The organism is Planosporangium spinosum (assembly GCF_049999945.1).
Taxonomy (GTDB): Bacteria; Actinomycetota; Actinomycetes; order Mycobacteriales; family Micromonosporaceae; genus Planosporangium; species Planosporangium spinosum.
In genome coordinates this window covers 1-26782 of the sequence record NZ_JBLYUB010000002.1, presented here as the reverse complement: position 1 = coordinate 26782, position 26782 = coordinate 1, and the positions used below count along the sequence as shown (strand labels likewise).

Annotated in this window: 25 protein-coding genes and 1 rRNA gene; 9 read left to right on the top strand and 17 right to left on the bottom strand. The window is 73.9% G+C overall.

Going from position 1 to position 26782, the window contains the following annotated elements; genetic code table 11:
• Positions 1-20 precede the first annotated feature (20 nt).
• Complete coding sequence (locus tag ACNTMW_RS02920) at positions 21-713, top strand: GntR family transcriptional regulator (protein WP_426631756.1); 693 nt, start codon at positions 21-23, stop codon at positions 711-713.
• On the opposite strand, the gene ACNTMW_RS02915 is transcribed toward ACNTMW_RS02920, so the two are convergent.
• Entirely contained in the window at positions 688-1347 is a 660-nt protein-coding gene (locus ACNTMW_RS02915) for a response regulator transcription factor (protein WP_426631755.1), read from the bottom strand. The genes ACNTMW_RS02920 and ACNTMW_RS02915 overlap by 26 nt on opposite strands.
• On the bottom strand, positions 1335-2651 hold the full coding sequence (locus ACNTMW_RS02910; protein WP_426631754.1) for a sensor histidine kinase: 1317 nt from the start codon (positions 2649-2651) through the stop codon (positions 1335-1337). The genes ACNTMW_RS02915 and ACNTMW_RS02910 overlap by 13 nt, the downstream gene beginning before the upstream one ends.
• A gap of 134 nt (positions 2652-2785) precedes the next feature.
• Here ACNTMW_RS02910 and ACNTMW_RS02905 point away from each other — a divergent pair, with 134 nt between their 5' ends.
• Both ACNTMW_RS02905 and ACNTMW_RS02900 read left to right on the top strand, forming a co-directional pair.
• Positions 2786-3499, top strand: a complete 714-nt coding sequence (locus ACNTMW_RS02905) for a DUF998 domain-containing protein (protein WP_426631753.1) — start codon at positions 2786-2788, stop codon at positions 3497-3499.
• Between the two features lie 56 nt (positions 3500-3555).
• The gene (locus ACNTMW_RS02900) at positions 3556-3984 is read left to right on the top strand and encodes a YciI family protein (protein ID WP_426631752.1); all 429 of its coding nucleotides are present in this window, start codon (positions 3556-3558) and stop codon (positions 3982-3984) included.
• A gap of 39 nt (positions 3985-4023) precedes the next feature.
• Here the strand turns inward: ACNTMW_RS02900 and ACNTMW_RS02895 are convergent, their stop codons facing one another.
• The 13 genes from ACNTMW_RS02895 to ACNTMW_RS02835 all read right to left on the bottom strand — a co-directional run bounded on the left by ACNTMW_RS02895 (position 4024) and on the right by ACNTMW_RS02835 (position 20003).
• Positions 4024-5289 (bottom strand): MFS transporter, encoded by a 1266-nt coding sequence (locus ACNTMW_RS02895; protein WP_426631751.1) that lies wholly within the window; start codon positions 5287-5289, stop codon positions 4024-4026.
• Positions 5290-5334: 45 nt separating this feature from the next.
• The gene (locus tag ACNTMW_RS02890) at positions 5335-6249 is read right to left on the bottom strand and encodes an NAD-dependent epimerase/dehydratase family protein (RefSeq protein ID WP_426631750.1); all 915 of its coding nucleotides are present in this window, start codon (positions 6247-6249) and stop codon (positions 5335-5337) included.
• On the bottom strand, positions 6234-7325 hold the full coding sequence (locus ACNTMW_RS02885) for a cytochrome P450 (protein ID WP_426631749.1): 1092 nt from the start codon (positions 7323-7325) through the stop codon (positions 6234-6236). Before ACNTMW_RS02885 ends, ACNTMW_RS02890 begins: the two co-directional genes overlap by 16 nt.
• Positions 7322-8956 (bottom strand): YhjD/YihY/BrkB family envelope integrity protein, encoded by a 1635-nt coding sequence (locus ACNTMW_RS02880; protein ID WP_426631748.1) that lies wholly within the window; start codon positions 8954-8956, stop codon positions 7322-7324. Before ACNTMW_RS02880 ends, ACNTMW_RS02885 begins: the two co-directional genes overlap by 4 nt.
• Entirely contained in the window at positions 8949-10409 is a 1461-nt protein-coding gene (locus ACNTMW_RS02875; RefSeq protein ID WP_426631747.1) for a class I adenylate-forming enzyme family protein, read from the bottom strand. Before ACNTMW_RS02875 ends, ACNTMW_RS02880 begins: the two co-directional genes overlap by 8 nt.
• A 22-nt stretch (positions 10410-10431) precedes the next feature.
• Positions 10432-11169, bottom strand: coding sequence for a glycosyltransferase family A protein (locus tag ACNTMW_RS02870; RefSeq protein WP_426631746.1), 738 nt, complete (start codon positions 11167-11169; stop codon positions 10432-10434).
• Positions 11166-12185 (bottom strand): 3-oxoacyl-ACP synthase III family protein, encoded by a 1020-nt coding sequence (locus ACNTMW_RS02865; RefSeq protein ID WP_426631745.1) that lies wholly within the window; start codon positions 12183-12185, stop codon positions 11166-11168. The genes ACNTMW_RS02870 and ACNTMW_RS02865 overlap by 4 nt, the downstream gene beginning before the upstream one ends.
• Before the next feature lie 184 nt (positions 12186-12369).
• Positions 12370-13818 (bottom strand): NAD-dependent succinate-semialdehyde dehydrogenase, encoded by a 1449-nt coding sequence (locus ACNTMW_RS02860; protein WP_426631744.1) that lies wholly within the window; start codon positions 13816-13818, stop codon positions 12370-12372.
• Entirely contained in the window at positions 13815-15152 is a 1338-nt protein-coding gene (gene gabT / locus ACNTMW_RS02855) for a 4-aminobutyrate--2-oxoglutarate transaminase (RefSeq protein WP_426631743.1), read from the bottom strand. Before gabT ends, ACNTMW_RS02860 begins: the two co-directional genes overlap by 4 nt.
• 47 nt (positions 15153-15199) lie before the next feature.
• Positions 15200-16630 carry a gamma-aminobutyraldehyde dehydrogenase gene (locus ACNTMW_RS02850; RefSeq protein WP_426631742.1) on the bottom strand — a complete coding sequence of 477 codons (1431 nt, stop codon included), beginning with the start codon at positions 16628-16630 and terminating at the stop codon, positions 15200-15202.
• A complete protein-coding gene (locus ACNTMW_RS02845) occupies positions 16627-17742 on the bottom strand; it encodes an alcohol dehydrogenase catalytic domain-containing protein (RefSeq protein ID WP_426631741.1) in 1116 nt (371 codons plus the stop codon). Before ACNTMW_RS02845 ends, ACNTMW_RS02850 begins: the two co-directional genes overlap by 4 nt.
• Positions 17739-19226: a purine-cytosine permease family protein gene (locus ACNTMW_RS02840; protein ID WP_426631740.1), complete on the bottom strand. Its 1488-nt coding sequence runs from the start codon at positions 19224-19226 to the stop codon at positions 17739-17741. The genes ACNTMW_RS02845 and ACNTMW_RS02840 overlap by 4 nt, the downstream gene beginning before the upstream one ends.
• 189 nt (positions 19227-19415) lie before the next feature.
• On the bottom strand, positions 19416-20003 hold the full coding sequence (locus tag ACNTMW_RS02835; protein ID WP_426631739.1) for a helix-turn-helix domain-containing protein: 588 nt from the start codon (positions 20001-20003) through the stop codon (positions 19416-19418).
• A gap of 168 nt (positions 20004-20171) precedes the next feature.
• On the opposite strand from ACNTMW_RS02835, the gene ACNTMW_RS02830 reads away from it, so the two are divergent.
• Genes ACNTMW_RS02830 through speB form a run of 3 tightly spaced genes read left to right on the top strand, consistent with a single transcriptional unit; the run spans position 20172 to position 22442 of the window.
• On the top strand, positions 20172-20588 hold the full coding sequence (locus ACNTMW_RS02830; RefSeq protein WP_426631738.1) for a YybH family protein: 417 nt from the start codon (positions 20172-20174) through the stop codon (positions 20586-20588).
• Between the two features lie 4 nt (positions 20589-20592).
• On the top strand, positions 20593-21468 hold the full coding sequence (locus tag ACNTMW_RS02825; RefSeq protein ID WP_426631737.1) for a nitrilase-related carbon-nitrogen hydrolase: 876 nt from the start codon (positions 20593-20595) through the stop codon (positions 21466-21468).
• Positions 21465-22442 carry an agmatinase gene (gene speB, locus ACNTMW_RS02820; RefSeq protein ID WP_426631736.1) on the top strand — a complete coding sequence of 326 codons (978 nt, stop codon included), beginning with the start codon at positions 21465-21467 and terminating at the stop codon, positions 22440-22442. The genes ACNTMW_RS02825 and speB overlap by 4 nt, the downstream gene beginning before the upstream one ends.
• A 144-nt stretch (positions 22443-22586) precedes the next feature.
• Here the strand turns inward: speB and ACNTMW_RS02815 are convergent, their stop codons facing one another.
• On the bottom strand, positions 22587-22766 hold the full coding sequence (locus ACNTMW_RS02815) for a PspC domain-containing protein (RefSeq protein ID WP_426631735.1): 180 nt from the start codon (positions 22764-22766) through the stop codon (positions 22587-22589).
• Between the two features lie 422 nt (positions 22767-23188).
• Here ACNTMW_RS02815 and ACNTMW_RS02810 point away from each other — a divergent pair, with 422 nt between their 5' ends.
• Together ACNTMW_RS02810 and ACNTMW_RS02805 are read left to right on the top strand one after the other, a co-directional pair.
• Positions 23189-23833 (top strand): DUF998 domain-containing protein, encoded by a 645-nt coding sequence (locus ACNTMW_RS02810; protein ID WP_426631734.1) that lies wholly within the window; start codon positions 23189-23191, stop codon positions 23831-23833.
• Between the two features lie 143 nt (positions 23834-23976).
• Complete coding sequence (locus ACNTMW_RS02805; protein WP_426631733.1) at positions 23977-25323, top strand: FUSC family protein; 1347 nt, start codon at positions 23977-23979, stop codon at positions 25321-25323.
• 105 nt (positions 25324-25428) lie between these two features.
• Here ACNTMW_RS02805 and ACNTMW_RS02800 read toward each other — a convergent pair whose 3' ends face one another.
• Positions 25429-25626: a hypothetical protein gene (locus ACNTMW_RS02800; protein ID WP_426631732.1), complete on the bottom strand. Its 198-nt coding sequence runs from the start codon at positions 25624-25626 to the stop codon at positions 25429-25431.
• A 1091-nt stretch (positions 25627-26717) separates the two neighbouring features.
• On the opposite strand from ACNTMW_RS02800, the gene ACNTMW_RS02795 reads away from it, so the two are divergent.
• Positions 26718-26782: ribosomal RNA gene (locus ACNTMW_RS02795) — 16S ribosomal RNA — on the top strand; the annotation flags it as partial.

Here is a 26782-nt window from a genome sequence, read left to right as displayed (position 1 = left end):
GGTATGGCACGGTGATGGGCATGACGCTGCCGCACGAGACCCTGTCGGAGAAGGTCAAGCAGGCGATCCTCGAACGGGTGATCGACGGCACGTACCCACCGGGCACCCGGCTGGTGGAGCTGCACCTCGCCCGGGAGTTCGGGGTGAGCCAGGGGCCGGTACGGGAGGCGCTGCGCGAACTGGTCGCCACCCGCCTGGTGGAGACCACGCCGCGGCGGGGCACCTTCGTGCGGGTGGCGAGCCAGGAGGACCTCGCCGAGGTGTACCTGGTGCGGATGGCCCTGGAGGAGACCGCCGGCCGGTACGCGGTGGAGGCGCTGCACGCCGACCGGTCACCGCTGTGGCAGGCGCTGGCGCGGATGCGCGCGGCCGCCGACCAGGGCGACGTGCGGGGGTTCGTCCGGGGCAGCGTGGCCTTCCACCGGGCGGTTGTCGTCGCGACCGGCAACCGGCTGCTGCTGGAGATCTGGGACAGTCTGCTGCTGGAGGTACGGACGACCGCCACGGTGGTGCGCGGCCACGTCGACCTGCACGCCGCGGCCGAGTCGCACGTGCCGATCGTGGCTGCGTTCGAGCGCGGTGACGGCGAGGCGTGCGCCCGGCTGCTCGGTGACCATCAGCAGCAGTACCTGAAGCTGCCGCAGGACGAGACGCCCGGGATAGTGGGTGCCGCGTGCGGCGCGGACCTCAGCCGGTCGCGCGCAGGTAGGTGAGCACCGCCAGTACCCGGCGGTTGACGTCGTCGGTCGGTGGCAGGCCCAGCTTGGCCAGGATGTTGCCGATGTGCTTGCCGACCGCCGCCTCGGTGATGAACAGCCGCTGCGCGATCGCGGCGTTCGAGTGCCCCTGCGCCACCAGCGCGAGCACCTCCCGCTCGCGGCCGGACAGGGCCGCCAGCGGGTCCCGGGGCCGGTGCAGCAGCCGCCGGACGACCTCGGGGTCGATCACGGTCCCGCCGCCGACCACGGAGCGCAGTGCCGCGACGAAGTCCTCGATGTCGACGACCCGGTCCTTGAGCAGGTAGCCGACCCGTCGACCGGCACCGGAGTCAAGCAGCGCCGAGGCGTACCCGGCCTGCACGTACTGGCTGAGCACGACGACGGCCAGGTGCGGATCGTCGTCGCGCAGCGCTACCGCGGCCCGCAGGCCCTCGTCGGAGAAGCCGGGTGGCATGCGGATGTCGGTCACGACCAGATCGGGCCGGTGCGCGGCGACGGCGTCCCGCAGGGCTGGTGCGTCGCCGACCGCGGCGACGACGTCGAACCCGAACCGGGAGAGTACGCCGGTGAGCCCCTCACGCAGCAGCACGCCGTCCTCGGCGAGGACGACCCGGGTCACCGGTCGCACGGCAGCTCCACCCGCACGAGCGTAGGGCCACCGGCCGGACTCGACAGCAGCAGCCTGCCGTCGAGGGCGGCGACCCGGTCGGCGAGTCCGGTCAGCCCGGTGCCGCGCGCGGGATCGGCGCCGCCGTGCCCGTCGTCGCGGATCTCCATGATCAGGTGATTCCCCACCCGGCTGATGATCACGTCGGCGCAGCCGGCGCCGCTGTGCTTCGCGACGTTGGCCAGCGCCTCGGAGGCGACGAAGTACGCCGCGCTCTCCACCCGCTCGGACGGCCGCCCGGACCACTGCGGCGCCACCGTGACGGTCACCGGGATCGGTGACTGTGCGGCGAGTTCCCGCACCGCGTCCGGCAGGCCCAGCTCGGCGAGGCTCTGCGGGCGGATGCCGTGCACGAGGCCGCGCAGCACCACCATGAGCTCCTTGGCCTGCTCGTGCGCCGTGGCCAGCGACCGCGCGGCGGACGAGTCGTCGGGCACGTCCAGCCGGGCCAGCCCGAGCTGCAGGGTGAGGCTGGTCAGCCGGTGCTGGACGCCGTCGTGCAGGTCGCGCTCGATGCGGCGGCGTTCGGCCTCGTACCCGTCCACGAGCCTGGTCCGGGACCGGGCGACCTCCCGCACGGCGGTGTCGTCGCCCCCGCCCAGCAGCGCCCGCGCGACGGCGGCCTGTCCGGCCGCGAGCAGCCCGATCAGGTAGGGCGTCAGGACGACGAGGAGGACGAGACCGGCCGCCGCGTACGGCACGGCCTGCCGGCCGCTGGTGACCGTGGCGAAGCCCACCGTGATCGGCTCCGCGCCGCCTGCCAGCCACGGGCTCAGGACCAGGCCCAGCTCCGCGATGACCAGTAGCGCGACCGCGCCGTACGCCGCCGGCACGACGGTGCCGACGACGACCGTGTACGCCACCTCCCGCCAGGTGGCGGCCTCGGTGAAGCGGGTGCGCAGCCGGTCCACCACGCCGCCGGTCACCGGCCGGTGCGCCGTCCGCACCGGCCGCCGGTCCACCAGGCCCAGCCGACGGCGTTCGGCCGCGGCCAGCGGCACCGCCAGCAGCGGCCCGAACATACCGGCGAGCACGCCGGTCACGAGCATGAGGGCGACGTTGACGGCGGTCAGCGGGCGATCCTCGCGCACCCTGTCCACGGCCGCCAGCCACGGCAGCGCGACGACCGCCCACCCGAACCCGAGGAAGGCCGCGACGGGGGCGGTCGTGGCCGTGTACGCCAGTGACCGCCACGGCCAGGACGAGATCAGGAAGCCGCGCCGGGACAGCGCCGCCAGCACGTGCCGGGGATGATCGTTCGACATGCGGTGACCGTATCCGCGCGCGGGTGGCCGGCCCCAGCCGTCTGACCCGAGCTTGCGGGGTATGCCCAGCCCTACCCCGGTACACCGGGTACGGGTCGTGCGCACCCGGCCCGGGCGGTGATGTCCTCGCCGGCATGAGACCCTCCCGCGCCGCCCGGACCGGCGCCCTCTGCTGGATCGCGGCCACCCCGCTGTTCCTGGCCGCCAACGTGGTCACCGGCCTCGCCTGGCGCCACCCGCGCTTCAGCTGGGCCACCCACAACATCAGCGATCTCGGCAACGTGACCTGCGGGATCTGGGACACGACCCGCCCCCGGTACGTCTGCTCGCCCTGGCACCCCGCGATGAATGCGGCCATCCTGCTCACCGCCGTACTCCTGGCCGCCGGCACCGTCCTGACCTGGCGCGCGGCCGGTCGCGGGCCGGCCGTCCGCGCGGCCCAGTGCCTGCTGCTGCTCGCCGCCGGCGGGTACGCCCTGGCGGGTGCGTTCCCCGCCGACGTGCACGAGAACCTGCACGTCCTCGGCGCCCTGCTCATCATGGGGCTGGGCAACGTCGGGCTGCTGGTCGCCGGCTGCGCGCCCGGCCGGACGGCGCTCGGCCGTCTGCGCCCGTTCACCCTGGCCGCCGCGCTGACCGCGGCCGGCGGTACGGCGTTGTTCTTCACGCAGCGGGGGCTCGGCATCGGCGTGGGCGGCATGGAGCGGGTCGCGGTGTTTCCCCTGCCGTTATGGGCGTGCTGTGCCGGTCTTGCCCTGCTCGCCGGTACCCGTCCGACCGGGCGGCCGTCGTACCCGAAAAAATTTGGTACGTCGTGTCGATCGGGCGGTCGGCCGCTCGACGCGTAGGTGAAGGTACGCTCGGGCGCCCGCCCGGCGGCCCGGTGAGACCGAAGGAGACCGCGATGCGATTCATGATCCTCGTCAAGGCCGACCAGAACAGCGAGAACGGCGTCATGCCCAGCGAGGAGATGCTGGCCGCCATGCAGAAGTACAACGAGGAGCTGGTGAAGGCCGGCATCATGCTGGCTGGCGAGGGACTGCACCCGAGTTCCAAGGGGGCCAGGGTGAGGTTCGCCAACGGGAAGACGACCGTGATCGACGGGCCGTTCGCCGAGGCCAAGGAGCTCATCGCCGGATTCTGGCTGTGGCAGGTCAACTCGAAGGAGGAGGCCATCGAGTGGGTCCGGCGTTGCCCGTCGCCCATGGTGGGCGAGTCCGAGATCGAGATCCGGCAGGTGTTCGACGCCGACGACTTCGGCGAGGCGTTCACCCCGGAGCTGCGGGAGAACGACGCGCGGCTGCGTGCTCAAGCGGCCCAGCAGCAGAAGTAGCCGGGCGTACCAGGGCCGCCGGTCGGGCGCGGCAGCCGGTCAGGACGCGGCCGGTTGCCGGCCCGGCGCCCCGGGCAGCGGTCGGGTCCGGACCAGCGCGAGGGCGAGCAGCCCGCCGAACGCCGTCAGCACCACCGTCATCGCGGTCACGCCGGCCCAGCCGCCGCCCGTCCAGGCCCGGCCGGCCAGGGCGCCGAACACCGACGAGCCCAGGTAGTAGGCGAGCAGGTACAGCGCCGAGGCCTGACCGGTACCGCCACCGCCGACCTGGGCCCGCGCGGCGACCCAGCCGCTGGCCACGCCGTGCGCGGCGAAGAAGCCGAACGTCATCACCGCCAGGCCGGTGACGACGAGCGGCAGCGGCCCGGCGAGGGTGAGCAGGATGCCGGCCGCCATGACCGCGACCGCGGCCGGGACGACCGGGCGTTGTCCGAACCGGTCGGCCAGCCGCCCGGCGAGCGCGGAGGCGAGCGAGCCGAGCGCGTACACGAGGAAGACCAGGCCGGCCACGGCGGCGCTGAGCCGGTACGGGGCGGCCGCCAGTCGGAACCCGAGGGCGTTGAAGACCGCGACGAACGCGCCCATCAGGGTCGCCGCGACGCCGTTGAGTGCCAGCAGGACGGGATCGGTGAGCAGCCGGCCGGCCTGCCGGACCAGCCGGCCGGGCCGGGCCGGCGCGGCGATGAAGTTGAGCGACGGCGGCAGCAGGGCGAACACGGTGACCGCGCAGGCGAGGGCGAGCAGCGCGACGCCGCCGACCGCGGCCCGCCACCCCAGCAGGTCGGCCAGGCCCCCGGCGACGAGTCGGCCGAGCATGCCCCCGATGGCGGTGCCGGCGACGTACAGGCCGGTGGCCCGGGCATGCGCCGCCCGGTGCACCTCCTCGCGCAGGTAGGCCATCGCGACCGCGGGCAGTCCGGCCAGCGCCAGGCCCTGCACGGTACGCAGCGCGAGCAGCGCCGGCCAGGTGGGCGCGACGGCGCAGGCCAGCCCGACGAGAGCGGTGGCGCCGAGCGAGAGCCGGATGAACCGGACCCGGCCGTACGCGTCGGAGAGCGGGCCGACCAGGATCATTCCGATCCCGAGGGCGAGCGTCGTCACCGACACGCTCAGCGCCGCCTGCGCGGGTGTCAGCCCGAACGCGGTCCCGAGCAGCGGCAGGACCGGCTGGGTGCAGTACAGCGAGGAGAAGGTCGCGATCCCGGCGGCGAACAGCGCCAGGGACAGCCGCCGGTATCCCGGGTCGCCGAGGCGGTGACCGTCATGTCGGTCGACGATCGGGGCGGCTGTCCGGGTCGTTTGCATATGACAAACATCCCTCAGCGGACGTTTCGCGCGAAATGAGGTGGATCACCCCCGGGTCCGGCCCTGGCGCAGCCGGGCGAGGAACCCGTCCAGATCGTGCCGCGGCCGCCAGCCACGCGCTGCCGCCCGGGCGGTGTCCAGGACCACGCCGTGGGCGAGCTGGTCGACCGCGTACCGGGTCAGGGTCGGCGGCTTCCGGCGTACCCGGCCGGCGAGCCGGGCCGCCGACGCCGCCACGTAGGCCAGCGGAACCGGTACGTGCACCAGCCGGGCCGGCGTGCCGAGGGCGTCCAGCACCCGGCCGATCGCCTCGTCGCGCCGGTAGGCGTGCGGATCGGTGATGTTGTACGCGCCGGCCGGCCAGTCCAGCGCCGCCAGGCACGCGTCGGCGAGGTTGTCCACGGCGGTGAGGCTCAGCGTGGTGTCCGGGCCGGGCAGGGCGGCCACCCCGGCGCGGACCGCCCGGTGCAGCCGGGGCAGCAGGTGCGGGTCGCCCGGCCCGTACACCGCCCGGGGGCGCAGGACGACCGCCCCGGCGGCGAGCGCGAGGGCGTCGGCGGCGGCCTTGGTCTGCCCGTACGCGCCGGCCTGGCCGGTGGCCGGGTGCTCCTCGGTGAGCGGCCGGTCGTACCGGCCAGGCCCGTACACGCTGGCGCTGCTGACGTACACCACCGGCCGGCCGGCCGCCGCCAGCAGCCGGGCGGTCCCGTCGACGTTGACCCGCCGGTAGGTCGCCTCCACCGCGGCGCCCGGCGGCGGGTCGCCGACCGCGGCGGCCAGGTGCACCACGGCGTCCGCGCCGGCCAGGTCGGGCACGTCGCGGGCGGCGTCCCAGGGCACGTGCCGGCCGACCGGACCGGGCCGCCGGCTCAGGCACACCACGTCGTGGCCGGCCGCGACGGCGGCCCGGGCCACCGCGGCGCCGCAGAAGCCGCTCGCCCCCGTCACCGCGAGCCGCACGCCGCACCTCCCGCGGTGGCCGCCACCTCGAGGCCGGCCCAGCCGGGCAGCGCGGCGCGCCGGTCGACCCGCGCCCGCCGCACGGCCGGCCGGTACGGTGCGAACGCCGCGAGGGCGTCGACGAGCTGGGTGCGCGCCAGCCGGGCACCCGGGCAGGCGTGCGGGCCGGCCCCGAAGACCAGCTGAGTGGTCGCGGCCGGCTGCGGCGCGGACACGTCCGGGTCGCGGTCGTGGGCGTGCACGGCGTGCCGGGTCACCAGGACCAGCCGGTCGCCGGCCCGGACCGGCCGGCTGCCCACCATGTCGTCGGCGGCCGCGACGCGGGGCAGCAGCGGCGTCGGGGCCAGCACCCGCAGCAGCTCGTCGGTGAGCACCGCGGCCGTGGCCGGGTCGGCGGCGGCCGGCCACAGCCCGTCGTCGGCGCACCAGGCGACCGCGCGGGGCAGCGCCGCGACGGTCGTGTTCACCGCCGCGACCGCGACCATCGCGGTCCGCTCGTCGCCGACCAGCGCCAGCAGGTCGGCGACCGCCGCCCGGGCGGCTGCGGCGTGCCGGCGTGCGCGAGGGCCGGGCAGGTGGGCACGGGCCGCCGTCCCGGCCGCGGTACGCGCGGCGGCGGCCAGCTCGCGCGGTGCGACGTCGAGGTCGAGCAGCGCGGCCGCGACCGTACCGGACAGCTCCAGCGCCACGTCGACCACGTCGACCCGCGCGCCGGTGGCCAGCGGCGCCAGCCGGCGCATGAGAACCTCCTGCCACCGCGGCCGCAGCCGCTCCACACCGGCCACCCCGAGCGCGTCGGCCAGGTCGCGCCGGGCCCCGCGGTGGTCGGCACCGGCCTGGTCGAACAGGACCCCGGCGCCGCCGCTGACCTCACGGGCGATGCCGCCGGTGGTGCCGGCGGCCGTGCGGTCCAGCGGCAGCCGGGTCAGCGCCTCCCGGAACGGGTCGGCGGCGTGCACCAGCACCGTCCGTCCGATCCGGACGGTCGGTGCCCGGCGGGTCAGGTTCAGCAGCGTGAACAGCACCGGATGGCTGCGGGTGTAGACCGCCCGGTCACGGCGGCGGGCCACGGTCACGCGCCCACCGCCCGGACGTGGACCGCGGCCTCGTCGGCGGGGCGGTAGCGGCGGTCCCAGTACCACATCAGGGTCCGGCGCGGACCCCATGCGCGCAGCCGGCGCAGGCTGTTGTAGACCACGAGCTGCTCGGCGCGCACGATCCGGTCGCTGTGCCGGCGGGCCCGGTTGAGTAGTTCCACGTCCTCGGAGCCGGCGTACAGCGGGGTGTGGCTGGCGCCGCCGCAGCGGGTGTACAGGTCGGCGGTCAGGGCCAGGTTGTGGCCGTGGCACAGCACGTACGGGGTGCGGAACTCGGGCCGGCGGTGCGCCGGGCGCAGCCGGCCGTACCAGGCAGCCATCCGCACGGCGGCCGGGAACAGGTACCGCTCGGCCGGGTTGGGCCGCTCGTCGGGGCGCGGGACGCTGCGCCCGCACGCCATCTCCGCGCCGCCGGCCAGCACCGCCCTGGCCCGGGCCACCCAGTCGGGCGCGGGCAGACAGTCGGCGTCGGTACGGGCCAGCAGCACCGCGCCGTGCGCGATGGCGTACCGGAAGCCGGTGTCGGCGGCGGCACCGGGCCCGCGGCCGGCCTCGTCGAGCACCGTCACCGGGAACGGCGCGCCTGCCGCGAACCGGCGTACCACGTCGGCGGTGCCGTCGGTGGAGCCGTCGTCGACGACCACGAGCGAGAAGTCCGGATCGGTCTGCGCGGCGAGCGCGTCGAGCGTGGCGCCGATCCCGGACGCCTCGTTGTACGCCGGGACGACCACCCACAGTGGACCGATCGACGCGGTGGCGGATGCCGGCCCGGGTGCGGCGTCGGCGGTGGAGGCCCACGCGGCGGCCCGCAGCACGATCCGGCAGGCCATGTTGCACCAGACCAGGACGCCGACGACCGCGCCGGCCGACCGGTACAGCGTGGCGTGCAGGGCCCCGGCGGCGGCGAAGTACGGCCCGGCCGCGACGGTCAGCAGGTGCAGCGCCACCGCGGCGACGGCCGCCGCGCGCAGCGCCGCCGGCCAGGTGGGGCGGCCCTCGCCCCGCCAGGAGCAGCGCACCATCGCGGCGGCGAGCAACCCGGCGAGCACCGGCAGGCTGAGCAGGACCCCCCAGCGGCTGCCGCCGGCGGCGAGCGCGGTGGCCACGGTCGCGGCGGCCATCGCGGCGAGCAGGCCGACGCCCAGCAGCGCGTCGCGGATGCCGTCACGGACCGGGTTGCCGCTGCCGGCGGGCTGGCCGCACATGGCGCGTACCCCCGTGCGCAGCGCGCGGATGAGCCGCAGGGAACCCCACAGCAGGGCGCCGACGAGGACGACCCGCAGCGCGACCGGCCCGGGCTGGATGCTGTCGACGGCGGCGGCGACGTGCTGGGGCAGTACCACGCCGGCCGCGCGGTGCAGCAGGGTGGCGATGGTGCGGCTGCTCACGCCGAGCCCGCCGAGTACCAGCGTGGCCAGCGCGACGAACGGCGCCGCGCTGATGAGCAGCGCGTAGGTCAGCGCACCGGCGAGGGCGTCACCGTTGGCGCCCGTGTAGCGGCGGTGCGCCACCATGACCCGCGCGGTCGCGATCCGGCGGAGCGGCCGGATGCGCCGGAGGGGACGCCGGGCCGGGTCATCGACGGCCGCGCTCGGCCCCGGCTCACCCACGGCCGGACCCCGCCAGCAGCCGGGTGGCGAGCGCCGAAGCGGCGGCCCGGTCCGGCTTGCGGGACCGGCCGGCCACCGGTACCCGGGCCAGCAGCACCGCGTCCGGCCGGGCGGCACCCATCCGGGCCAGCGGCCCGGCCAGCGCGGCCCGCACGGCACGCTCGTCGGCGCCCGGCTGCGGCTCGACCAGCGCGACGAGGCGCTCGTCGCCGTCGTCGGCCGGCACGCCGACCAGCAGCGCCAGGTTGACGCCCGGTACGTGCAGCGCCGGCTCGTACAGCCCGGGGTAGATGTTCTCGGCGCGGCGCAGGATCATGTCCTTGTACCGGCCGGCGAGCACGATCCGCCCGTGCACGTCGAGCCGGCCCACATCGCCGGTCGCCACCTTTTCCAGCGGATCCTCGCCGAGGTACCGGTGCGCCGCCGCTCGCCCGGCCAGCAGCAGTTGGCCGGTGTCGTCCAGGGACGCGGTGACGCCCGGCAGCGGCGCGCCGACCAGATCGCCGTCGCCGTCGAAGGCGGCCTTCTCGTCCGCCTCCACCGCGGCGGCGGGGAACAGTTCGGTCAGCGCGTACACGCCGTACGCGGCCGCCGCGCCGGTGCGGCGGACCCGCCCGAGCAGCGCCGCGCTGACCGGAGCCGATCCACTGTAGACGGCACCGGAGAAGCGGGCGCCGGCGTCGAGCGCGGCGCGTAGCTGCGGTGGGGTCAGGTAGGTCGCCTGTGGCCGCAGCCGGTCCAGTTGGGCGGCCAGCCGGCGGGGCGCGCGGGCCGGCAGCGCCACCGGCGCGCCGCTGGCCAGCGACGGCACCAGGACGAAGAACGTACCGCCCAGCACGACCTCGCCCGGCCGGGGTGCGACCAGGGCGGCGACCGCCGCCATGCCGGCGCTCACGCCGGCGCGGCTGTGTACCACCGCGCGCGGCCGGGTGGTGGTGCCGGAGGTGAACACGATGACCGCGTCACCGTCGGCGTCGGAGCGGTCGGGCACACCCACGGCGCTGCCCGGCGCCAGCGCCGGCGCGCAGCCGGGCAGCCGGCGGCCCACCGTCGCCACCGGGCCGAGCCGGTCGAGCGCCGGCAGGGCGAGGCCGGCCCGGCCGGCCAGCCGCTGCGCCCAGCCGGCCACCGCCTGCGCGGCGGCGTCGGCGACCACGAGCGCCGGCCGGGCGAGCGCCAACCGGGCGGTCAGCACGTCCGGGCCGGCCGACGGGTCGAGCACCGCGACCCGCAGCCCCAGCCGGTACGCGGCGAGCATCAGGGCCAGCGCCCGCGGGCCCGGCCGTACCGCGACACCGAGGGTGTCGCCGGCGGCCAGCCCGCGGTGGTGCAGCGCGGCGGCGTAGCCGGTGGCCAGGTCGGCCAGGTCGCCGCGGCGGAGGCCCCGCCGGCCGAGGACGGCCGGCCGATCGGGGTGACTGCGGCGCAGCGCCGTCTCCAGTCCGTCCAGCATCAGCGCTCCGTTCCTTCCGCCGTCATCGCGGGTCCGGGGTGAGGTCGCCGCTGCCGCCGTCGAGGTACCAGCGCGCGGTGCCCACCAGCCCGTACGCCCGCAGCCGACGGGTGGAGTTCTCCACCACCATGGCCCGGCTGCGGCTGATGGACGCGGTGGTGCGCCGGACCCGGTTGAGGAACGTGCGGTCGGTCGGCGACGGCCGGCGCGGCATCCCGCCGCAGCGGGAGTACAGCTCGGCGGTGATGGCCATGTTGTTGCCGGCGTGCATCCGGTACGGCGCCAGGTAGTCGCCGCGGTGCGCCGGGCGCAGCCGACCGAACGTGGCGGCCACGGCGACCGCCACCGCGAACCCGGCCCGCGCGAGGGGGCCGTTCTCGTCGCGGCGGGCGGTGATCCGCCCGCACACCATGCCGGCGCCGTCGTCCAGGGCCGCCCGCGCGGCCGCCACCCAACCGGGGCGCGGCAGGCAGTCGGCGTCGGTACGGGCCAGCAGCGTCGCGCCCCGCGCGATGGCGTACCGGAAGCCGGTGTCCACCGCGCAGCCGACCCCCTTCTCCGGCTCCACCAGCAGTTCCACCGGCATCGGCGCGTGCGGCGCGAACGCCCGTACCACGTCGGCGGTGCCGTCGTGCGAGTTGTTGTCCACCACCAGCAGCGTGAAGTCCACATCGGACTGAGCGGCGAGCGCGTCCAGGGTGGCGCGGATGCGCCGGGCCTCGTTGTAGGCGGGCACGATCACCCACAGCCGCCCGCTCACGACCGCTCCCACGCCATCGTCATCACGCTGATCCCGCCGCCGAGCCCGACGAACAGCACCCGGTCACCGGCGGCGAGGGCCGGCCACGCCCGGTCGAGCTGCACGCCGAGGGTGGCGCTGGCCATGTTCCCGTGGTCGGCGACGGTGACCTCGAGCAGGTCCCGTGGCACCCCGGTGACCTCGACGAACCGGTCCAGGTACGGCAGCGTCACCTGGTGCACCAGCACCCGCGCGTAGTCGTCCCATTCCAGGCCGGTGCGGTAGCGCACGCCGTCCAGGATCGAGGTGCCGAGCTTCTCGAAGACCCCGCGCAGCTCGCGGCCGTCGCCGGTGAAGTACGTGTACTCGTCGCCGCGCGGGTGCCGGGAGCCACCGCCGGGGATCCCGCCGACGGTCCAGTGCGCGGAGCGGGTGTCGGTGTCGACGTCGAGGATGCCGCCCCGGTCGACCGCCTCGACCACCACCGCCGCGCCGGCGTCGCCGAACGTGAACCCGGCGAACGCCTCGCGGGCCTGGGCGAGGGAGTCCAGCCGGGGACGCATGGAGCGGGTCGGTGTCTCGCCGGTGACGACCAGCGCCCGGCGCGCCCGGCCGGCCAGGATGAACGTACGGGCGGCGTCGATACCGTTGAGGAAGCTGTTGCAGGCGTTGGTGACGTCCAACGCGTGCGCCCGCGAACCCAGCTCGGCCTGCACGATGTGCGCCGTGGCCGGCTCCACCATGTCCCGGGTGGCCGAGGCGAACAGCAGCAGGTCGACGTCGAGCGGGTCGAGGCCGGCGGCCGCGAGGGCCCGCCGGGCGGCGTGCACCGCCAGGGTGGAGGCGTACTCGTCGGGGCCGGCCACGTGCCGGTGGGTGATGCCGCTCACCGTCTCGAACAGCCGTCCCGGCAGCCGCAGCCCGCTCGCCCGTTCGACGTCGGCCTGCAGCTCGGCGGTGGTGAGCACCCGTTCCGGCAGGTACGAGCCGGTGGCGGTGATACCCACCCGGAGGGATGGCGTGGTGGTGTCGGTCATGCGTCCAGCTTCCGGGAGGGTGGGCGGTGCGGGCCTGAGTACGGCGGCCCGGATGGTCCGGTCACCGTACTCAGAGGCGCAGCGTACTGATCACCATCCGGATCGGTCCGCCATGGCCCGAAAGGAGGGAAACCGTCCTACCCCTGTCGGGTGGACGGTCCCCCTTCCTACCGCGGTGTCGGGTTCACCACTCGGTGGCGACGTACGTCGTCTCCAGGTACTCCTCGATGCCCTCGTAGCCGCCCTCCCGGCCGAGGCCGGACTGCTTCACGCCGCCGAACGGCGCGGCCGGGTCGGAGATCAGGCCGCGGTTGAGCCCGACCATGCCGACCTCGAGCCGCTCGCTGACCCGCAGGCCGCGGGCCAGGTCGCGGGTGTACACGTACCCGGACAGCCCCATGTCGGTGGCGTTGGCCAGCCGTACCGCCTCGTCGTCGTCGGCGACTGCGATGATCGCGGCGACCGGGCCGAAGATCTCCTCGCGCCCCGCCGGGGCGTCGACCGGCACGTCGGTGAGCACCGTGGCCGGGTAGAAGAAGCCCGGCCCCTCGGGGCGGGTACCGCCGAGCAGGATCTTCGCGCCGGCCGCGACCGACTCGTCGACCTTGCTGGCGATACCGTCGCGCTGCTTGGCGTTGACGATCGGGCCGAGCTGGGTGTCCTCGGCGGTGCCCGGACCCATCCGCAGCGCGCCCATCGCGGCGGCCAGCTTCTCGGCGAACGCGCCCGCGACGTCGGCGTGCACGAAGAACCGGTTGGCCGCGGTGCAGGCCTGGCCGCCGTTGCGCATCTTGGCCAGCATGGCGCCCTCGACCGCCGCGTCCAGGTCGGCGTCGTCGAGGACGATGAACGGCGCGTTGCCGCCCAGCTCCATCGACGAGTTGACGATCCGGTCGGCGGTCTGCTTGAGCAGGATCCGGCCGACCCCGGTCGAGCCGGTGAACGACAGCTTGCGGACCCGGTCGTCCGCGAGGGCCCACTCCACCAGCTCACCGGGCCGGTCGGTGGTCAGCACGTTGACCACGCCGTCGGGTACCCCGGCCTCGGCCAGCATCGCGGCGAGCGCGAGCGCGGTCAGCGGGGTGTCCTCGGCCGGCTTGAGCAGCACGGTGCAACCGGCCGCCAGCGCCGGGGCGATCTTGCGGGTGGCCATCGCGGCGGGGAAGTTCCACGGCGTCAGCAGCAGCGCCACCCCGACCGGCTTCTTGAAGGTCAGGATCCGGTTGGCCCCCGACGGCGCGGTCCGCAGCTCACCGCCGATCCGCACCGCCTCCTCGGAGAACCAGCGGAAGAACTCCGCGGCGTAGCTGACCTCGCCGCGGGCGTCGGACAACGACTTGCCCATCTCCAGCGACATCAGGTACGCGAGGTCCTCGCGCCGGGCGGTCATCAGCGCGAACATGCGGCGCAGCGTCTCGGCCCGCTCCCGCGGCGCGGTGGCGGCCCAGCCGGGCGCCGCCGCCGACGCGGCCTCGACCGCGCGGGCCACGTCGCCCCGGCCGGCGCGCGGCACCCGGGCGATCTCGGCCCCGGTCGACGGGTCCAGGACGGCGAAATCGCCCTGCTCGCCACCGGTCCAGGCGCCGCCGACGAACATCCGGGTGGGCGTGTCGGCGGGTAGTGCGGCGCTCATGCGTTCGCCGCCAGGGCCGCCTCGAGGATGTCGAGGCCCTCGGTCAGCAGGTCGTCGCCGATGACCAGCGGCGGCAGGAAGCGCAGCACGTTGCCGAAGGTACCGGCGGTGAGCGTCACCAGACCCTCGCGGTGGCAGGCGGCCGAGACCCGGCCGGTGAGCGCGGCGTTGGGCTCCGTCGAGCCGCCGCCCTCCACCAGTTCGATCGCGATCATCGCGCCGCGGCCGCGGACGTCGCCGATGACGTCGTACTTGGCGGCCATCTCGCGCAGCCGGGGCACCATGATGGACTCGATCCGCTTCGCGGCGGCGTTGAGATCGTCGGCGCGCATCGTCTCGATGGCGGCGAGCGCGGCCGCGGCGGCGACCGGGTTGCCGCCGTACGTGCCGCCCAGGCCGCCGGCGTGCACGGCGTCCATCATCTCGGCGCGACCGGTGACCGCCGACAGCGGCAGGCCGCCGGCGATGCCCTTGGCCGTCGTGACCAGGTCGGGAACCACACCCTCGTGGCTGATGGCGAACCACTCGCCGGTGCGGCAGAAGCCGGACTGGATCTCGTCGGCGATGAACACGATGCCGTTCTCGCGGCACCAGTCGGCCACCATGCGCAGGAAGCCCGGCGCGGGGACGATGAAGCCGCCCTCGCCCTGGATCGGCTCGACGATGACGGCCGCCACGTTGGACTCACCGACCTGGGCGTGCGCCTGCGCGACAAAGGCGGCGAACGCCTCCTCGGCGCAGTTGTCCGGGCCGGTCGGCCAGCGGTACGGGTACGCCATCGGCATCCGGTAGATGTCACTGGCGAACGGCCCGAACCCGTGCTTGTACGGCATGGACTTCGCCGTCAGCGCCATGGTGAGGTTGGTGCGCCCGTGGTAGGCGTGGTCGAAGGCGATGACGGCGCTGCGGCCGGTGGCGTGGCGCGCGATCTTGATCGCGTTCTCCACCGCCTCGGAGCCGGAGTTGAACAGCGCCGAGCGCTTCTCGTGGTCGCCCGGGGTCAGCTCGTTGAGCGCCTCGCAGACCGCCAGGTACTCCTCGTACGGGGTGACCATGAAGCAGGTGTGGGTGAAGTCGGCGACCTGCGCGCGGACCGCGTCGACCACCCGGGGCGCGGCGTTGCCGACGGAGGTGACCGCGATACCCGAACCGAAGTCGATCAGCTGGTTGCCGTCGACGTCGACGAGGATGCCGCCGCCGGCACGCTCGATGTAGACCGGCAGGGTGATTCCCACGCCGGCCGATACCGCGGCGGCCTTGCGGGCGTGCAGTTCGACCGAGCGCGGACCGGGGATCTCCGTGCGCAGCAGGCGGGCTTGCGGGATGGTGCTCACTTTTTCTCTCCAGAGTGGATTTGTCGGGGGATGGAGGGTCGGAGAGGTCAGAAGTCGAGGTTGTGCATGACGTGCTTGATCCTGGTGTAGTCCTCCAGGCCGTACATCGAAAGGTCCTTGCCGTACCCGGAGTGCTTGAAGCCGCCGTGCGGCATCTCGGCCACGATGGCCATGTGGGTGTTGACCCACACGCAGCCGAAGTCCAGCCGGCGCACCACCCGCATGGCCCGCCCGTGGTCGCGGGTCCAGACGCTGGAGGCCAGGCCGTACTCGACGTCGTTGGCGAGAGCGACCGCCTCGTCCTCGTCGCTGAACTGCTGCACGGTGATGACCGGGCCGAACACCTCGGTCTTGCTGAGTTCGTCGCCCTGGCGCAGGCCGGCCACGACGGTGGGCTGCCAGAAGTAGCCCCGCTCGCCCTGGCGGGCGCCGCCGGCGAGCACGGTGGCGTGGTCGGGCACGCGCGAGACGAGGCCGCTGACGTGCGCGAGCTGGTTGGCGTTGTTCACCGGGCCGTAGAACGCGTCGGTGTCCGACGGCGGACCGGTACGCAGGCCTCGCGCCTGGGCGGCGAGCGCCTGCGCGAACTCATCGGCGACCTTCGCGCTGACCAGCACCCGGGTCGCCGCGGTGCAGTCCTGGCCGGCGTTGAAGTAGCCGGCGCCCGCGATGCCCTCGGCCGCCGCCTCGACGTCGACGTCGTCGAAGACGATCACCGGAGCCTTGCCGCCGAGTTCCAGGTGCGCGCGCTTCAGGTCCGCGGCCGCGGCGGCCGCGACCTCGTACCCGGCCCGGGTCGAGCCGGTGATCGACACCATCGCCGGTGTCCGGTGCGACACGACCGCCCGGCCGGTGTCGCGGTCGCCACAGACGACGTTGAGCACGCCCGGCGGGAAGAACTCGGCGGCGATCTCGGCCAGCAGCGCACTGGTGACCGGCGTGGTGTCGCTGGGCTTGAGCACGACCGTGTTGCCCGCGGCCACCGCAGGGGCGAACTTCCACACCGCCATCATCAGCGGGTAGTTCCACGGCGCGACCTGCCCGACCACCCCGACCGGCTCCCGGCGCACGTAGGACGTGTGGCCGGCGAGGTACTCGCCGGCGCTCCTGCCCTCGAGCAGCCGCGCGGCGCCGGCGAAGAACCGGATCTGGTCGACCGACGGGGCCAGCTCCTCGTCCGCGGTCAGCGCGAGCGGCTTGCCGGTGTTCTCGCTCTCGGCGGCGACCAGCTCCGCGCCGCGCGCCTCCACCGCGTCGGCGAAGCGCAGCAGCGCCCGCTGCCGCTCGGCCGGCGTGGTGTCGCGCCAGGTCTCGAACGCCCGGGCGGCCGAGGCGTAGGCCCGGTCGACGTCCTCGGCGCCCGACTGCGGGGCGGTGCCGAACACCTCTCCGGTGGACGGGTCGATCAGGTCCATGGTGCGGCCGTCGGCGGCGTCCACCAGCGTGCCGTCGATGACGTTCTGTACCCGGCGGGTCATGACACTCCTTGGGCGGTGAGGTCGAGGATCGTGCGCAGCCCGACGGTGTTCCGCAGGTCGCCGAAGGCGGCGTCGAGGTCGTCGAGGGTACGGGTGGCGCCGATCAGGGCGTCCAGTGGCAGCCGGCCGGTCCGGTACAGCCGCGCGATGCGCGGGAAGTCGACTCCCGGCACGCTGCTGCCGTAGTTGCAGCCGAGGATGCGCTTACCGGCGTCGGCCAGGTCGAACGGGTCGATGCCGGCGGTCACTCCCTCGGCCGGCATGCCGACCAGGACGGCCTGACCGCCCCGCCCGACGAGTGACGGTAGCGCGGCGATCGTCTCGGCCCGGCCGATGGCCTCGAAGGCGTGGTCGGCGCCACCGTCGGTGACGGCGGCCACGTGGGCGGCCAGGTCGGGGTCGTCGCCGCGCAGCACGTGGGTGGCGCCGAGCGTCCGGGCGTGCGCGAGCCGCTCGTCGGACAGGTCGACCGCCACGATCGGGTCGGCCCCGACCATGGCGAGCCCGAGCAGGATGGACTGGCCGACACCGCCGCAGCCGACGACCACCGCGCTGTCGCCGGAGCGCACCTGCGCCGTGTTGAGCACCGCGCCGACGCCGGTCGTGACCGCGCAGCCGATCAGCGCGGCGACGCCGGCCGGTACGTCGGCGGGCACCGCCACGGCGGCGGCCTCCGGCACGACGGTCGCCTCGGCGAAGGTACCCAGCCCGAGGAAGGCGTGCACGGCCGCGCCGGTCGCGTCCCGCAGCGAGGTCCGGCCGTCGGGCAGCTCGTGGCTGGTGGACCGGGTGCCGCTGCACAGCCAGGTGCGCCCCTGCCGGCAGTGCCGGCAGACGCCGCACTGCGCGTACCAGGACAGCGCGACGTGGTCGCCGGGGCGCAGCGTACGGACGTCCGGCCCGACCGCCTCGACGATCCCGGCGCCCTCGTGGCCCAGCACCATCGGCAGGGGAGCGGACCACTCGCCGTTCGCGACGTGCAGGTCGGAGTGGCAGACGCCGCTGGCGGTCAGCCGGACCCGGACCAGGTCCCCGCTGGGCTCGACGAGTTCCAGCGGGGACGCCACGGTCGGCGCGCCGGCCTGTGTCAGTACCCGGGCCTGGATGCTCACGCGGTCACTTCGCCGGCGTGCAGGGCCTCGTCCAGCGCCCGGTCACTGGCGGCCTCGGCGCGCTGCTCGGCCGCGAGGTCGAGCGAGCGGGTGAGCAGGACGTAGGCGACCCCCGTCACGGCCAGGCCGACCAGCCAGGCGATGTCGACCTCGCCCATCGCCTCGGCGACCGGGCCGACGAACTTCCAGCCGCCGAGGTCGGGCAGCACCATGAACGGGATCTCGGCCACGAAGCCGATCGCGTAGGCGGTCAGACCCCGCCAGTTCCACGTGCCGTACAGGCCGCGCACCTTGAACAGCTCGGTGATCGCGTAGTGCCCGCGGCGGACGACGAAGAAGTCCATCAGGTTGGCGGCCGTCCACGGCACCAGCAGGTACAGCATCAGCGTGAGAGCGGTGAATACCGTGCCGACCGCGCCCGCGCCGTTCTTGCTGATCGCCAGGCCGATGGCGAACCAGACGACTGCGAAGACCAGGACGGTGATCACCCGGGCGGTCTGGGTCGGCTTGATCGGCTTGACCGAGTCGACCGCGGTGAGCACGGTCAGCATGCCGCCGTAGGCGTTCATGCCCATCGTGGCGGCCAGCGCCAGCGCCGACAGCAGCGCCACGGCCTGGCCCAGGTGCGGGATCACGTTGTTGCCGGCGGTCTGCAGACCGGTCAAGGGGTCGTCGGCGCCCAGCCGGATCGCCAGCCACCCGCCGAGGATGATCAGCCAGATCGCCGAACCGGAGGCGCCGAAGAACACGGACGCGATGACGGAACGGGGCTTGGTCGACGAGGGCAGGTACCGGGAGTAGTCCGACACGTAGGGCGCGTAGGTGATGTTGTACGCGGCCGCTGCAGCGAGCTGGGCCATGAAGGCCACCCAGCTGAACCCGTACTGGGCCTCGCTGGGGTGGCCGCCGCCGTGGCCGGTCATGATGCCGATCGTCACGATGGTCATCAGCGGCACCGACACGTAGAGCAGGGCGCGGAAGGCCTTGTGCACCCAGTCGTGCCCGAAGACCGCCAGCAGCACGGCGCCGATCGTGACGACGACGGCGACGAGATTGGCGTTCCAGCCGAACGCGCTGTTCAGGCCTACGCCGAGGAGCACCTGGTCGGTGACGTTGAACGCCAGGTAGGTGAAGAAGGTGGCGAACAGCGGGATGAGCACGCCACGGTAGCCGAACTGGGCGCGCGACTGGATCATCTGAGGCAGCCCGAGCGTCGGTCCCTGCGAGGCGTGGAACGCCATGAACAGGGAGCCGATGACGATGCCGAGCGTGCCGGCGAGCGCGGTCCAGCCCAGGGACAGGCCCATGGCGGGGCCGATGAAGCCGATCGGGATCGAGAAGTACTGGAAGTTGCCGAGGAACCACAGCGGGGCCTGGTGCCACAGGCGGCCGTGGCGCTCCTCGTCGGGTACCCAGTCGATCGAGCGGACCTCGATGAGTGGTGCGGCGACGGGCGCCGGCGGGGACGACAACTCTGATGCCACCGGGCAACTCCTGGAGGTGACGGGGGTACGGCAGACCCGACGGAAAGTTGCCTCATGCTGAACCGAATTTGTCTGTGAGTCAACTGTTGCTGCCCGGAAGTCAACCGGGTCGTCGCTGTCGGCGCCCGTTCGGTCGATGAGGTGGGGGAGTGTGTGGCTCTTCGGGCCGCTATGCGGAGGTGTCCGCGGTCATGCGGAGGTGTCCCAGGCCGCGGGCGCGATCACCCAGATCACCTCCGCGCTCCGGCTGTGGTCCGGATTGACCCAGCTGTGCGGCTCCCGCCCGGAGAACGTGATGGTGTCGCCGGCGCCGAGCCGCTGGGTGTCGTTGCTGAACGACACCTCGATGGTGCCCGTGAGGACGTGCAGGACCTCCAGGTCACAGTTGAGGGTGTACAGGTCCGGGCCGCCGGTGCCGCCGGGCTCCACCACCGACCGGATCAACTGCAGTCGGGCCTGCCCGCGCGGCGTCAGCAGCCGCTCGTCGGCTCCGGCCCCGGTCAGGTGGATGCGCGGCGCGTCGTCCCGGCGGACGACATCGGTCTGCGGCGCGTCGAACAGCGTCCCGATCGGAAGGGACAGCACCTCACAAACGGTTACCAATGTTGCTACGCTGGGCGAAGTTTCGTCGCGCTCGATGCGGCTGATGAAGCCCTTCGTCACCTCGGCGGCGGCGGCGACCTGGTCGATGGTCAGCCCTTGGCGCTGGCGGGCGGCGCGCAGTCGCGCGCCGATCCGCAACCGACCGTTGCTGGGGGCTACCGGGACGGGTCTCACCGCATCGACCTTCCGTTGCGCGCGAAGCCTCCGGGTAGGAGGCGGGAAACCATTGGACCAGAACCCGGTGTCCGGAGTGGCATTCGTTTACTCACTTGCAACTTAGGTTGTCCACATGGCAACATCCTCAGGCGTTGGCGGACGGATCGTCGGTGCTTGGAGGATGTCGTGCGGAGTACGGGTGATGAGGTGCTCGGCGCGGCCCGCGCCCTGGTGGCCGCGTTCGGCGCGCACGACGTGGCCGGCTACTTCGCCAGCTTCGCCGACGACGCCAGCTTCGTGTTCCACAACACCGACGAGGTGATCACCTCCCGGGCCCGGTACGAGCAGATCTGGCGCTCCTGGGAGGCGGACGGCTTCCGCGTCCTCGGTTGCCGCTCGCTCGACCAGCGGGTACAGGTACTCGGCGCCGACACCGCCGTCTTCACCCACCGCGTACGCACCCGGCTCGCCGGGGAGCCGGACGAGCTGCGCGAGCGCGAGACCATCGTGTTCCGGCGCGACGCCTCCGGCGGCTGGCTCGCGGTCCACGAACACCTGTCGCCCGACCCGTCGCACGACCCGTCGCACGACGCGGAGCGGTGAACCGGTGACGTCGGTCCGGGTCGCCTGCTGCCAGGTCCACCTCGCCGTCGGTGACGTCGACGGCAACCGCGCCCGGGTACGCGACGCCGTCGAAGCCGCAGCCGCGGCGGGCGCCCGCGTTGTCGTCGTACCGGAGTTGGCCAACAGCGGGTACGTGTTCAGCGACGCCGCCGAGGCGCGGTCGCTGGCCGAGCCGGCCGACGGGCCGACCGTCACCGGCTGGGCCGGGCTGGCCCACCGGCTTGACCTGGTGCTCGTCGGCGGCTTCTGCGAAGTCGATCCGGGCGGGCGGCTGCGCAACTCGGCCGTCCTGGTCGACCCGACCGGCGTGCGGGCGCTGTACCGCAAGGCGCACCTGTGGGACCGCGAGAAGCTCGTGTTCACCCCGGGCGACCAGCCACCCCCCGTTGTCGACACCCGCCACGGCCGGATCGCCGTCATGGTCTGCTACGACCTGGAGTTCCCCGAGTGGGTCCGGCTGCCCGCCCTGCGCGGCGCGCAGCTGCTGTGCGCTCCGGTCAACTGGCCGCGGCTGCCGCGCCCCGCCGGCGAACGCCCGAGCGAGATCGTGCGGGTCCAGGCGGCGGCCGCGACCAACCGGATGTACGTCGCGGTCGCCGACCGGGCCGGCGACGAGCGCGGCGTCGGCTGGGTGGGCGGCACGGTCATCGTCGATCCGGACGGTTGGCCGCTGCGCGACCTGGTCGGAGAACGGGCGGGCACCGTGGCCGCCGACCTCGACCTCGACCAGGCCCGGGACAAGCGCATCAGCGACCACAACGACGTGCACGCCGATCGGCGGCCGGAGCTGTACGCGCCGGTGACACACCGCGCCGACGAACACCGTTTCCACCCCCATCAGCAAGAGGAAGCCCCGTGAGTGACACCCCTCCCCGCGTCGTCTCCGGTACGCGCGTCGGCCCGGTCGACGCGAGCGTCATGCCGCGCTTCGCCGGCCCCGCCACGTTCGCCCGCCTGCCCCGCATCGACGAGGTGACCGACGTGGACGTCGCCGTGGTCGGCGTCCCGTTCGACACCGGGGTGAGCTACCGGCCCGGTGCCCGCTTCGGCCCGTCCCACGTCCGCGAGTCGTCCCGGCTGCTGCGCCCGTACAACCCGGCGCTCGACGTCGAGCCGTTCGGTCGCCAGCAGGTCGTCGACGCCGGCGACATCGCGGTCAACCCGTACTCCATCGATGAGGCGGTCACCGCCATCGAGCGCGGCGCGAACCACCTGTTGGAGCGGTCGAACCGGCTGCTCACCATCGGTGGCGACCACACCATCGCGCTGCCGCTGCTGCGCGCGATGGCCCGCAGGCACGGCCCGGTCGCCGTGGTGCACTTCGACGCCCACCTCGACACCTGGGACACCTACTTCGGCGCCGAGTACACCCACGGCACCCCGTTCCGGCGGGCGTCCGAGGAAGGGCTGCTGGACCCGACCGGCTGCCTGCACGTCGGCATCCGCGGCCCGCTGTACTCGTCGAAGGACCTGACCGACGACGTCGAGGTCGGGTTCCAGATCGTGCACGCACGGGAGATGGAGGACATCGGTACCCGCGGCGTGGTCGAACGCATCGCCGAGCGCGTCGGCGACCGGCCCGTCTACGTGTCGGTCGACATCGACGTCCTCGACCCGGCCTTCGCGCCCGGCACCGGTACGCCCGAGTCGGGCGGCCTGCTCAGCCGGGAACTGCTCGCCATTCTCCGCTCGTTCGCCGGCCGCAACCTGGTCGGCGCCGACGTGGTCGAGGTCGCGCCGGCGTACGACCACGCCGAGATCACCGGCATCGCCGCCTCGCACGTCGCGTACGAGCTGCTGTCGGCGATGGCGCTCGGGGGCGGTGCTCGGTAACCCGAGACCGGCCGACGTGAGGGGCCGTTGCCGGACACGTCCGGCAACGGCCTCTCGTCTGCTCGGCGGCCCCTCGTCTGCTCGGCGGTCCCTCGTCTGCTCGGCGGTCCCTTGTCTGCTCGGCACGACCACGGTCCGGCGGGACTACTCGGACGGCATCATGATCCATAGCGCGAGGTAGACCAGGAACTGCGGACCGGGCAGCAGGCAGGACAGGATGAACAGCAGCCGGACCACGGTCGGCGACATACCGAACCGGCGGGCGAGGCCGGCGCAGACGCCGGCGATCCACCGACCGCTGGCAGGTCGGGTCAACTGGGCCATGTCATGCCCCCTTCGTCGGGTTCGGGGCTGTTCGTCGCCCCGACATCCTCGACGGTACGGGACCTGCTCAAGGACTTCCCGCAGCGTGGGCGCGACCGTCCCCGGCCGGGGCCGTTCGACCTGCCGGCTACCGTCCATCCATCCCCTCACCGCACTGGTCAGATCCGGTTCGGTGCACACGTCCACCAGCGCGGCGAGCCGGTGGCGCTGAGCGCTGTCCTCGGCGATGGGGATGCCGCCCACCGCATCCGCTTTGGGCGCGACGTGTGACGATTGGCAGAACCACGAGGCCGGAGGAGGTCCGCAACCGGCGCCGGACGACGAGACGCGGGCGGCCAATACCGCGGCGGGCGGTCGAGCGGGCCGGCTCCGGACGGGTACCGGTCGGCGGCCGTGTACCGTGCCGCGCGGACACTGGAGTGGTGAGAACGGGGCGGGAGAGCCGGCCGGCCGTCGAGCGGATGGCGGCCGGGAGCGCCGCCCTGCTCATGGTCGCCGGCGCCGCGGGGCTGGCCGTCGCCACCGGCGGCTACGCGCGCGTGGCCGGGTACGTGAGTGAGTCGGGTGTGACCGGGGCACCCCGGGCCGGGCTGTACCGGTGGAGCGTGATCTGCGTCGGGTGCGCCGTCGCGCTGTTGGCGGTGGTGCTGCGCGGCTCATCCCGCCCGGCCGCGACGCTGCTGGCCGGAGCCGCGCCGTGTGCGATCGTCTCCAGCGTGGTCCGGTGCACCCGCGGCTGCCCGCTGCCACCGTACGAGGCGCCCACCGCGGCCGACCTCGTCCACGCCGGTGCCAGCATCGCCGGATTGCTGCTGCTCGGCGGCGCGATGCTGGTACTCGCCCGACCCGGCGTGGACGGCCCGGTACGGCGGGTCGGGCGGGGCGGCCTGACGGTTGCCGTACCGCTGCTCGCGGCCGCCGGAATGTCGATGGCCGTCGCCGGCCGGGGCGCCGCGACCGGTGTCCTGGAGCGGGTGGCGCTGGCCGCTGCGCTCGGCTGGCTCGTCGCCGTTGCCGTAGCCCGTGCGCTGCCTCGTCGCCGGCTCACAGCCGGTACGTCGACGTAGGCGCTCGGTACGTCGACGTAGGCACGCAGCGCGAAGTAGGCGCGTAGCGCGCACCGTGGTTACGGCGGTGGTTACGGCGGTCGCTGTTCGGGGACAAAACAGTACGTCGATGTCGGCTCTTACCCGGGACCACGATGCGCCTGTTGTCGCGACTGACGCCCCGTCCTCGGCGCCGCCTGCCCGTCGCCCTCCGGCGGTACGGGCGGGTCCCGGGGTTGCGGACGGCGAAGACGACGCTGGCCGCCGTCCTGGCGTACGTCGTCGCCGACGCCGTCGGCACGAGCGCCCAGCCGGTGCTCGCGTCGCTGACCGCGCTGCTGGTCGTCCAGTTGACCATGTACGACACGGTCGCCCACGGGGTGCAGCGCGTCGCCAGCGTGCTCGCCGGTGTACTGGTCGCGCTCGGCGTCGCCACGTTCGCCGGGCTGACCTGGTGGAGCCTGGGTGCGGTCGTGGCGGTGTCGCTGGTCGTCGGGTTGCTGCTACGGCTGGGGCCGCACCTGCTGGAGGTACCGATCAGCGCGATGCTCGTCCTCGCCGTCGGCGGTGCCGAGGAGGTGGCCGTGGAGCGGGTGTACGAGACGCTCGTCGGCGCCGCGGTCGGGGTCCTCGTCAACCTCGTGATCGTGCCTCCGCTCCACGTCCGGCCGGCCGGTGCGGCGATCGGCCACCTGGCCGACCGGATGGCGCGGCTCCTGCGCGGACTCGCAGGCGACGTACGCGCGAACTGGTCGCGTGCGGCGGCCGACCACTGGTTGACCGAGGCGCGTGCCCTCGGTGCGGAGGTCGCGCGCGCCGACCGGTCGCTGGAGCGCGCCGAGCAGAGCGCCCGGCTCAACCCGCGTACCGGGACCGTCCGGCAGGTACAGCCGCTGCTGCGTACCGCGCTGACCGGCCTCGAGCACGGCTACGTGTCACTGCGGAACCTGTGCCGTGCGCTGTTCGACCGGACGTACTTCCTGCCGACCGGGCAGGAGGCCCGTGCCTACGACGAGGAGGAACGTACCGCCCTGGCCGATGTCCTGGAGTGCGCCGCCGCTGCCCTGGAGAGCACGGTCCCGCTCGTGGCGGGCACCGCACCGGCCGACGCGGTACGCATGGACGTCGACGCGCACCTCGCCGAACTGCATCGCAGGCGTGACCGGCTGGGGGAGGTACTGGTCGTCGACCCGCGCGCCGACCAGGGCGCCTGGCAACAGCATGGCGCGCTGGTCGCCGCGGTCGACCGGCTGCGCGTCGAGGTGGAGGCCGCCGTCCGGCCGCCGGAGACGTCCTGGCGGCCGGCGCTGGTGACCGACCGGCAACGGCTGGCGTTCCGCCGGGTCGTGGACGCGGCCGCACACGCCGCCGGCGAGCTGCCGCCGTACCGGTCCCGTACGGGTCTCCGCGGGCGGTTACGTACCGGCCGTCGCGGGCGGGACCGGGCCGAGCCGGACGGAGCGACCGGGTCGGACGCCGGGACCGGCGGAGCCGGGCCGGGTACGCCGTAGTGGAAGCCGGGTACGCCGTGGTGGTAGGCAGTACCCGGCCGAGTCGTAATCCGTGCCCGACCCGAGCCGGCCCGTTACCCGTCGCTCGGTCGCTGCTCGTGTCGCTCAGTCGCTACTCGTCGGCGGTGCCTGCGCTACCTGGTGCCCGGTGGCGTCGACCATCCCCGGCGCCATGCTCCCGCCGTGCGCCTGCTGCGCTTCGCGTGTCTCCCGCAGCTCCTCGTCGCTGCGGGGGTCGATCGTCCGGCCCTCGGCCGGATCGACCGCCGTGCTGCTGACGGGACCGTGTTCGCTGCGTTCCATCGTGGCCTCCTGGGGGTACCGGCAGATGTTGCACCGTTTCTCTTACCCGGTGGGGTGCCGGCATACGTCAGGTTGGTCCGGGGGAATGCGGGGCGCGGTGGTCGTGTTGAGCTCCCCTGCCGCCGGCGGTTGCCGTCCGGTACATCGCCATCTCCCTGCACGGAGCAGGGAATGCGACGGCCGGGGAAGGCGTCGGTCGGTGCCGCTCGGGACGCCGTTGGGGGGCGCGAGCGCCGCCATTCTCCGGGAGCCCCGCCGCCGTTCTCCGGGAGCCCCGGGGAATGCCGCGAATGGTCGAGTGGCTGTACCACTCACCGTTGCGTCGGCCGGGTGGGCCGGCCCACGGGACAGGCCGAGCGGGTTCATCCGCCGGCGCGGGCGGGAATGACCTGCTGGCGCCCGGTGTTGAACACGGGGTCTGCTCGTAAGCGCGGGGGCGGGAATGACCCGCCGACGCCCCGGTGTCGACCACCGAGTTCGCCCATACGGGTGGGCCGCCACGCGGTCGGGGTTTCCTGATTTGACGATCGGGATCCGGACCGCGTAATTTTCTCTCTGCCCGCGGGGCCGCTGGAGATCATCTCTGGTGGTGATGCGGGTCCGGGCGGGTGGCGCGGTGCGCCGGCCTTGACCGGTTGCCCGATGGCGGCGGCGGTTTCACCGAATCGATGGACTCGGTTTGGCGCGGGCGCCGGTGTCGGGTAATGTGAACGGCCGGCAGGGAACCGGACGAGGTGCGGGGCCGAGGGGCTTCGCTGCGGACGGCCTGCTGATTCCCTCAGGTGTGCGCCGACGGTGGTCGGTGTGTGTCACTTCGCGGGATCCGGACAGTGGGTGCGATAACCGGCAAGCTGGTTGTTGACGGCACGAACCGGGCCGGGTAGAGTGGAGGAGTTGCCCCGGATGCGGGTCGCCGATGGCGGTGCGGGTCTGGTGTGTGGTTGTTCTTTGAGAACTCAACAGGGTGCTTGTAAAGCCAGTGCCAAAGTTTGTTTGATACCCCGGCCGGCTGTCCCTCTTTTTTGGGGGTGGTTGGTGGGATTCCTTTGGTGACAACATGTTTGTTGCCGGGACATTTTTCTGACAGTTTTTTGTTGGAGAGTTTGATCCTGGCTCAGGACGAACGCTGGCGGCGTGCTTAACACATGCAAGTCGA

Excerpts from the sequence above, each read along its gene's own strand:
- ACNTMW_RS02800 (WP_426631732.1), bottom strand. The coding sequence starts at position 25,626 with ATGGAACGCAGCGAACACGGTCCCGTCAGCAGCACGGCGGTCGATCCG.
- ACNTMW_RS02815 (WP_426631735.1), bottom strand. The coding sequence starts at position 22,766 with ATGGCCCAGTTGACCCGACCTGCCAGCGGTCGGTGGATCGCCGGCGTC.
- ACNTMW_RS02895 (WP_426631751.1), bottom strand. The coding sequence starts at position 5,289 with ATGCAAACGACCCGGACAGCCGCCCCGATCGTCGACCGACATGACGGT.
- ACNTMW_RS02905 (WP_426631753.1), top strand. The coding sequence starts at position 2,786 with ATGAGACCCTCCCGCGCCGCCCGGACCGGCGCCCTCTGCTGGATCGCG.
- ACNTMW_RS02920 (WP_426631756.1), top strand. The coding sequence starts at position 21 with ATGACGCTGCCGCACGAGACCCTGTCGGAGAAGGTCAAGCAGGCGATC.
- ACNTMW_RS02850 (WP_426631742.1), bottom strand. The coding sequence starts at position 16,630 with ATGACCCGCCGGGTACAGAACGTCATCGACGGCACGCTGGTGGACGCC.
- ACNTMW_RS02900 (WP_426631752.1), top strand. The coding sequence starts at position 3,556 with ATGCGATTCATGATCCTCGTCAAGGCCGACCAGAACAGCGAGAACGGC.
- ACNTMW_RS02860 (WP_426631744.1), bottom strand. The coding sequence starts at position 13,818 with ATGAGCGCCGCACTACCCGCCGACACGCCCACCCGGATGTTCGTCGGC.
- ACNTMW_RS02875 (WP_426631747.1), bottom strand. The coding sequence starts at position 10,409 with ATGCTGGACGGACTGGAGACGGCGCTGCGCCGCAGTCACCCCGATCGG.
- ACNTMW_RS02865 (WP_426631745.1), bottom strand. The coding sequence starts at position 12,185 with ATGACCGACACCACCACGCCATCCCTCCGGGTGGGTATCACCGCCACC.
- ACNTMW_RS02910 (WP_426631754.1), bottom strand. The coding sequence starts at position 2,651 with ATGTCGAACGATCATCCCCGGCACGTGCTGGCGGCGCTGTCCCGGCGC.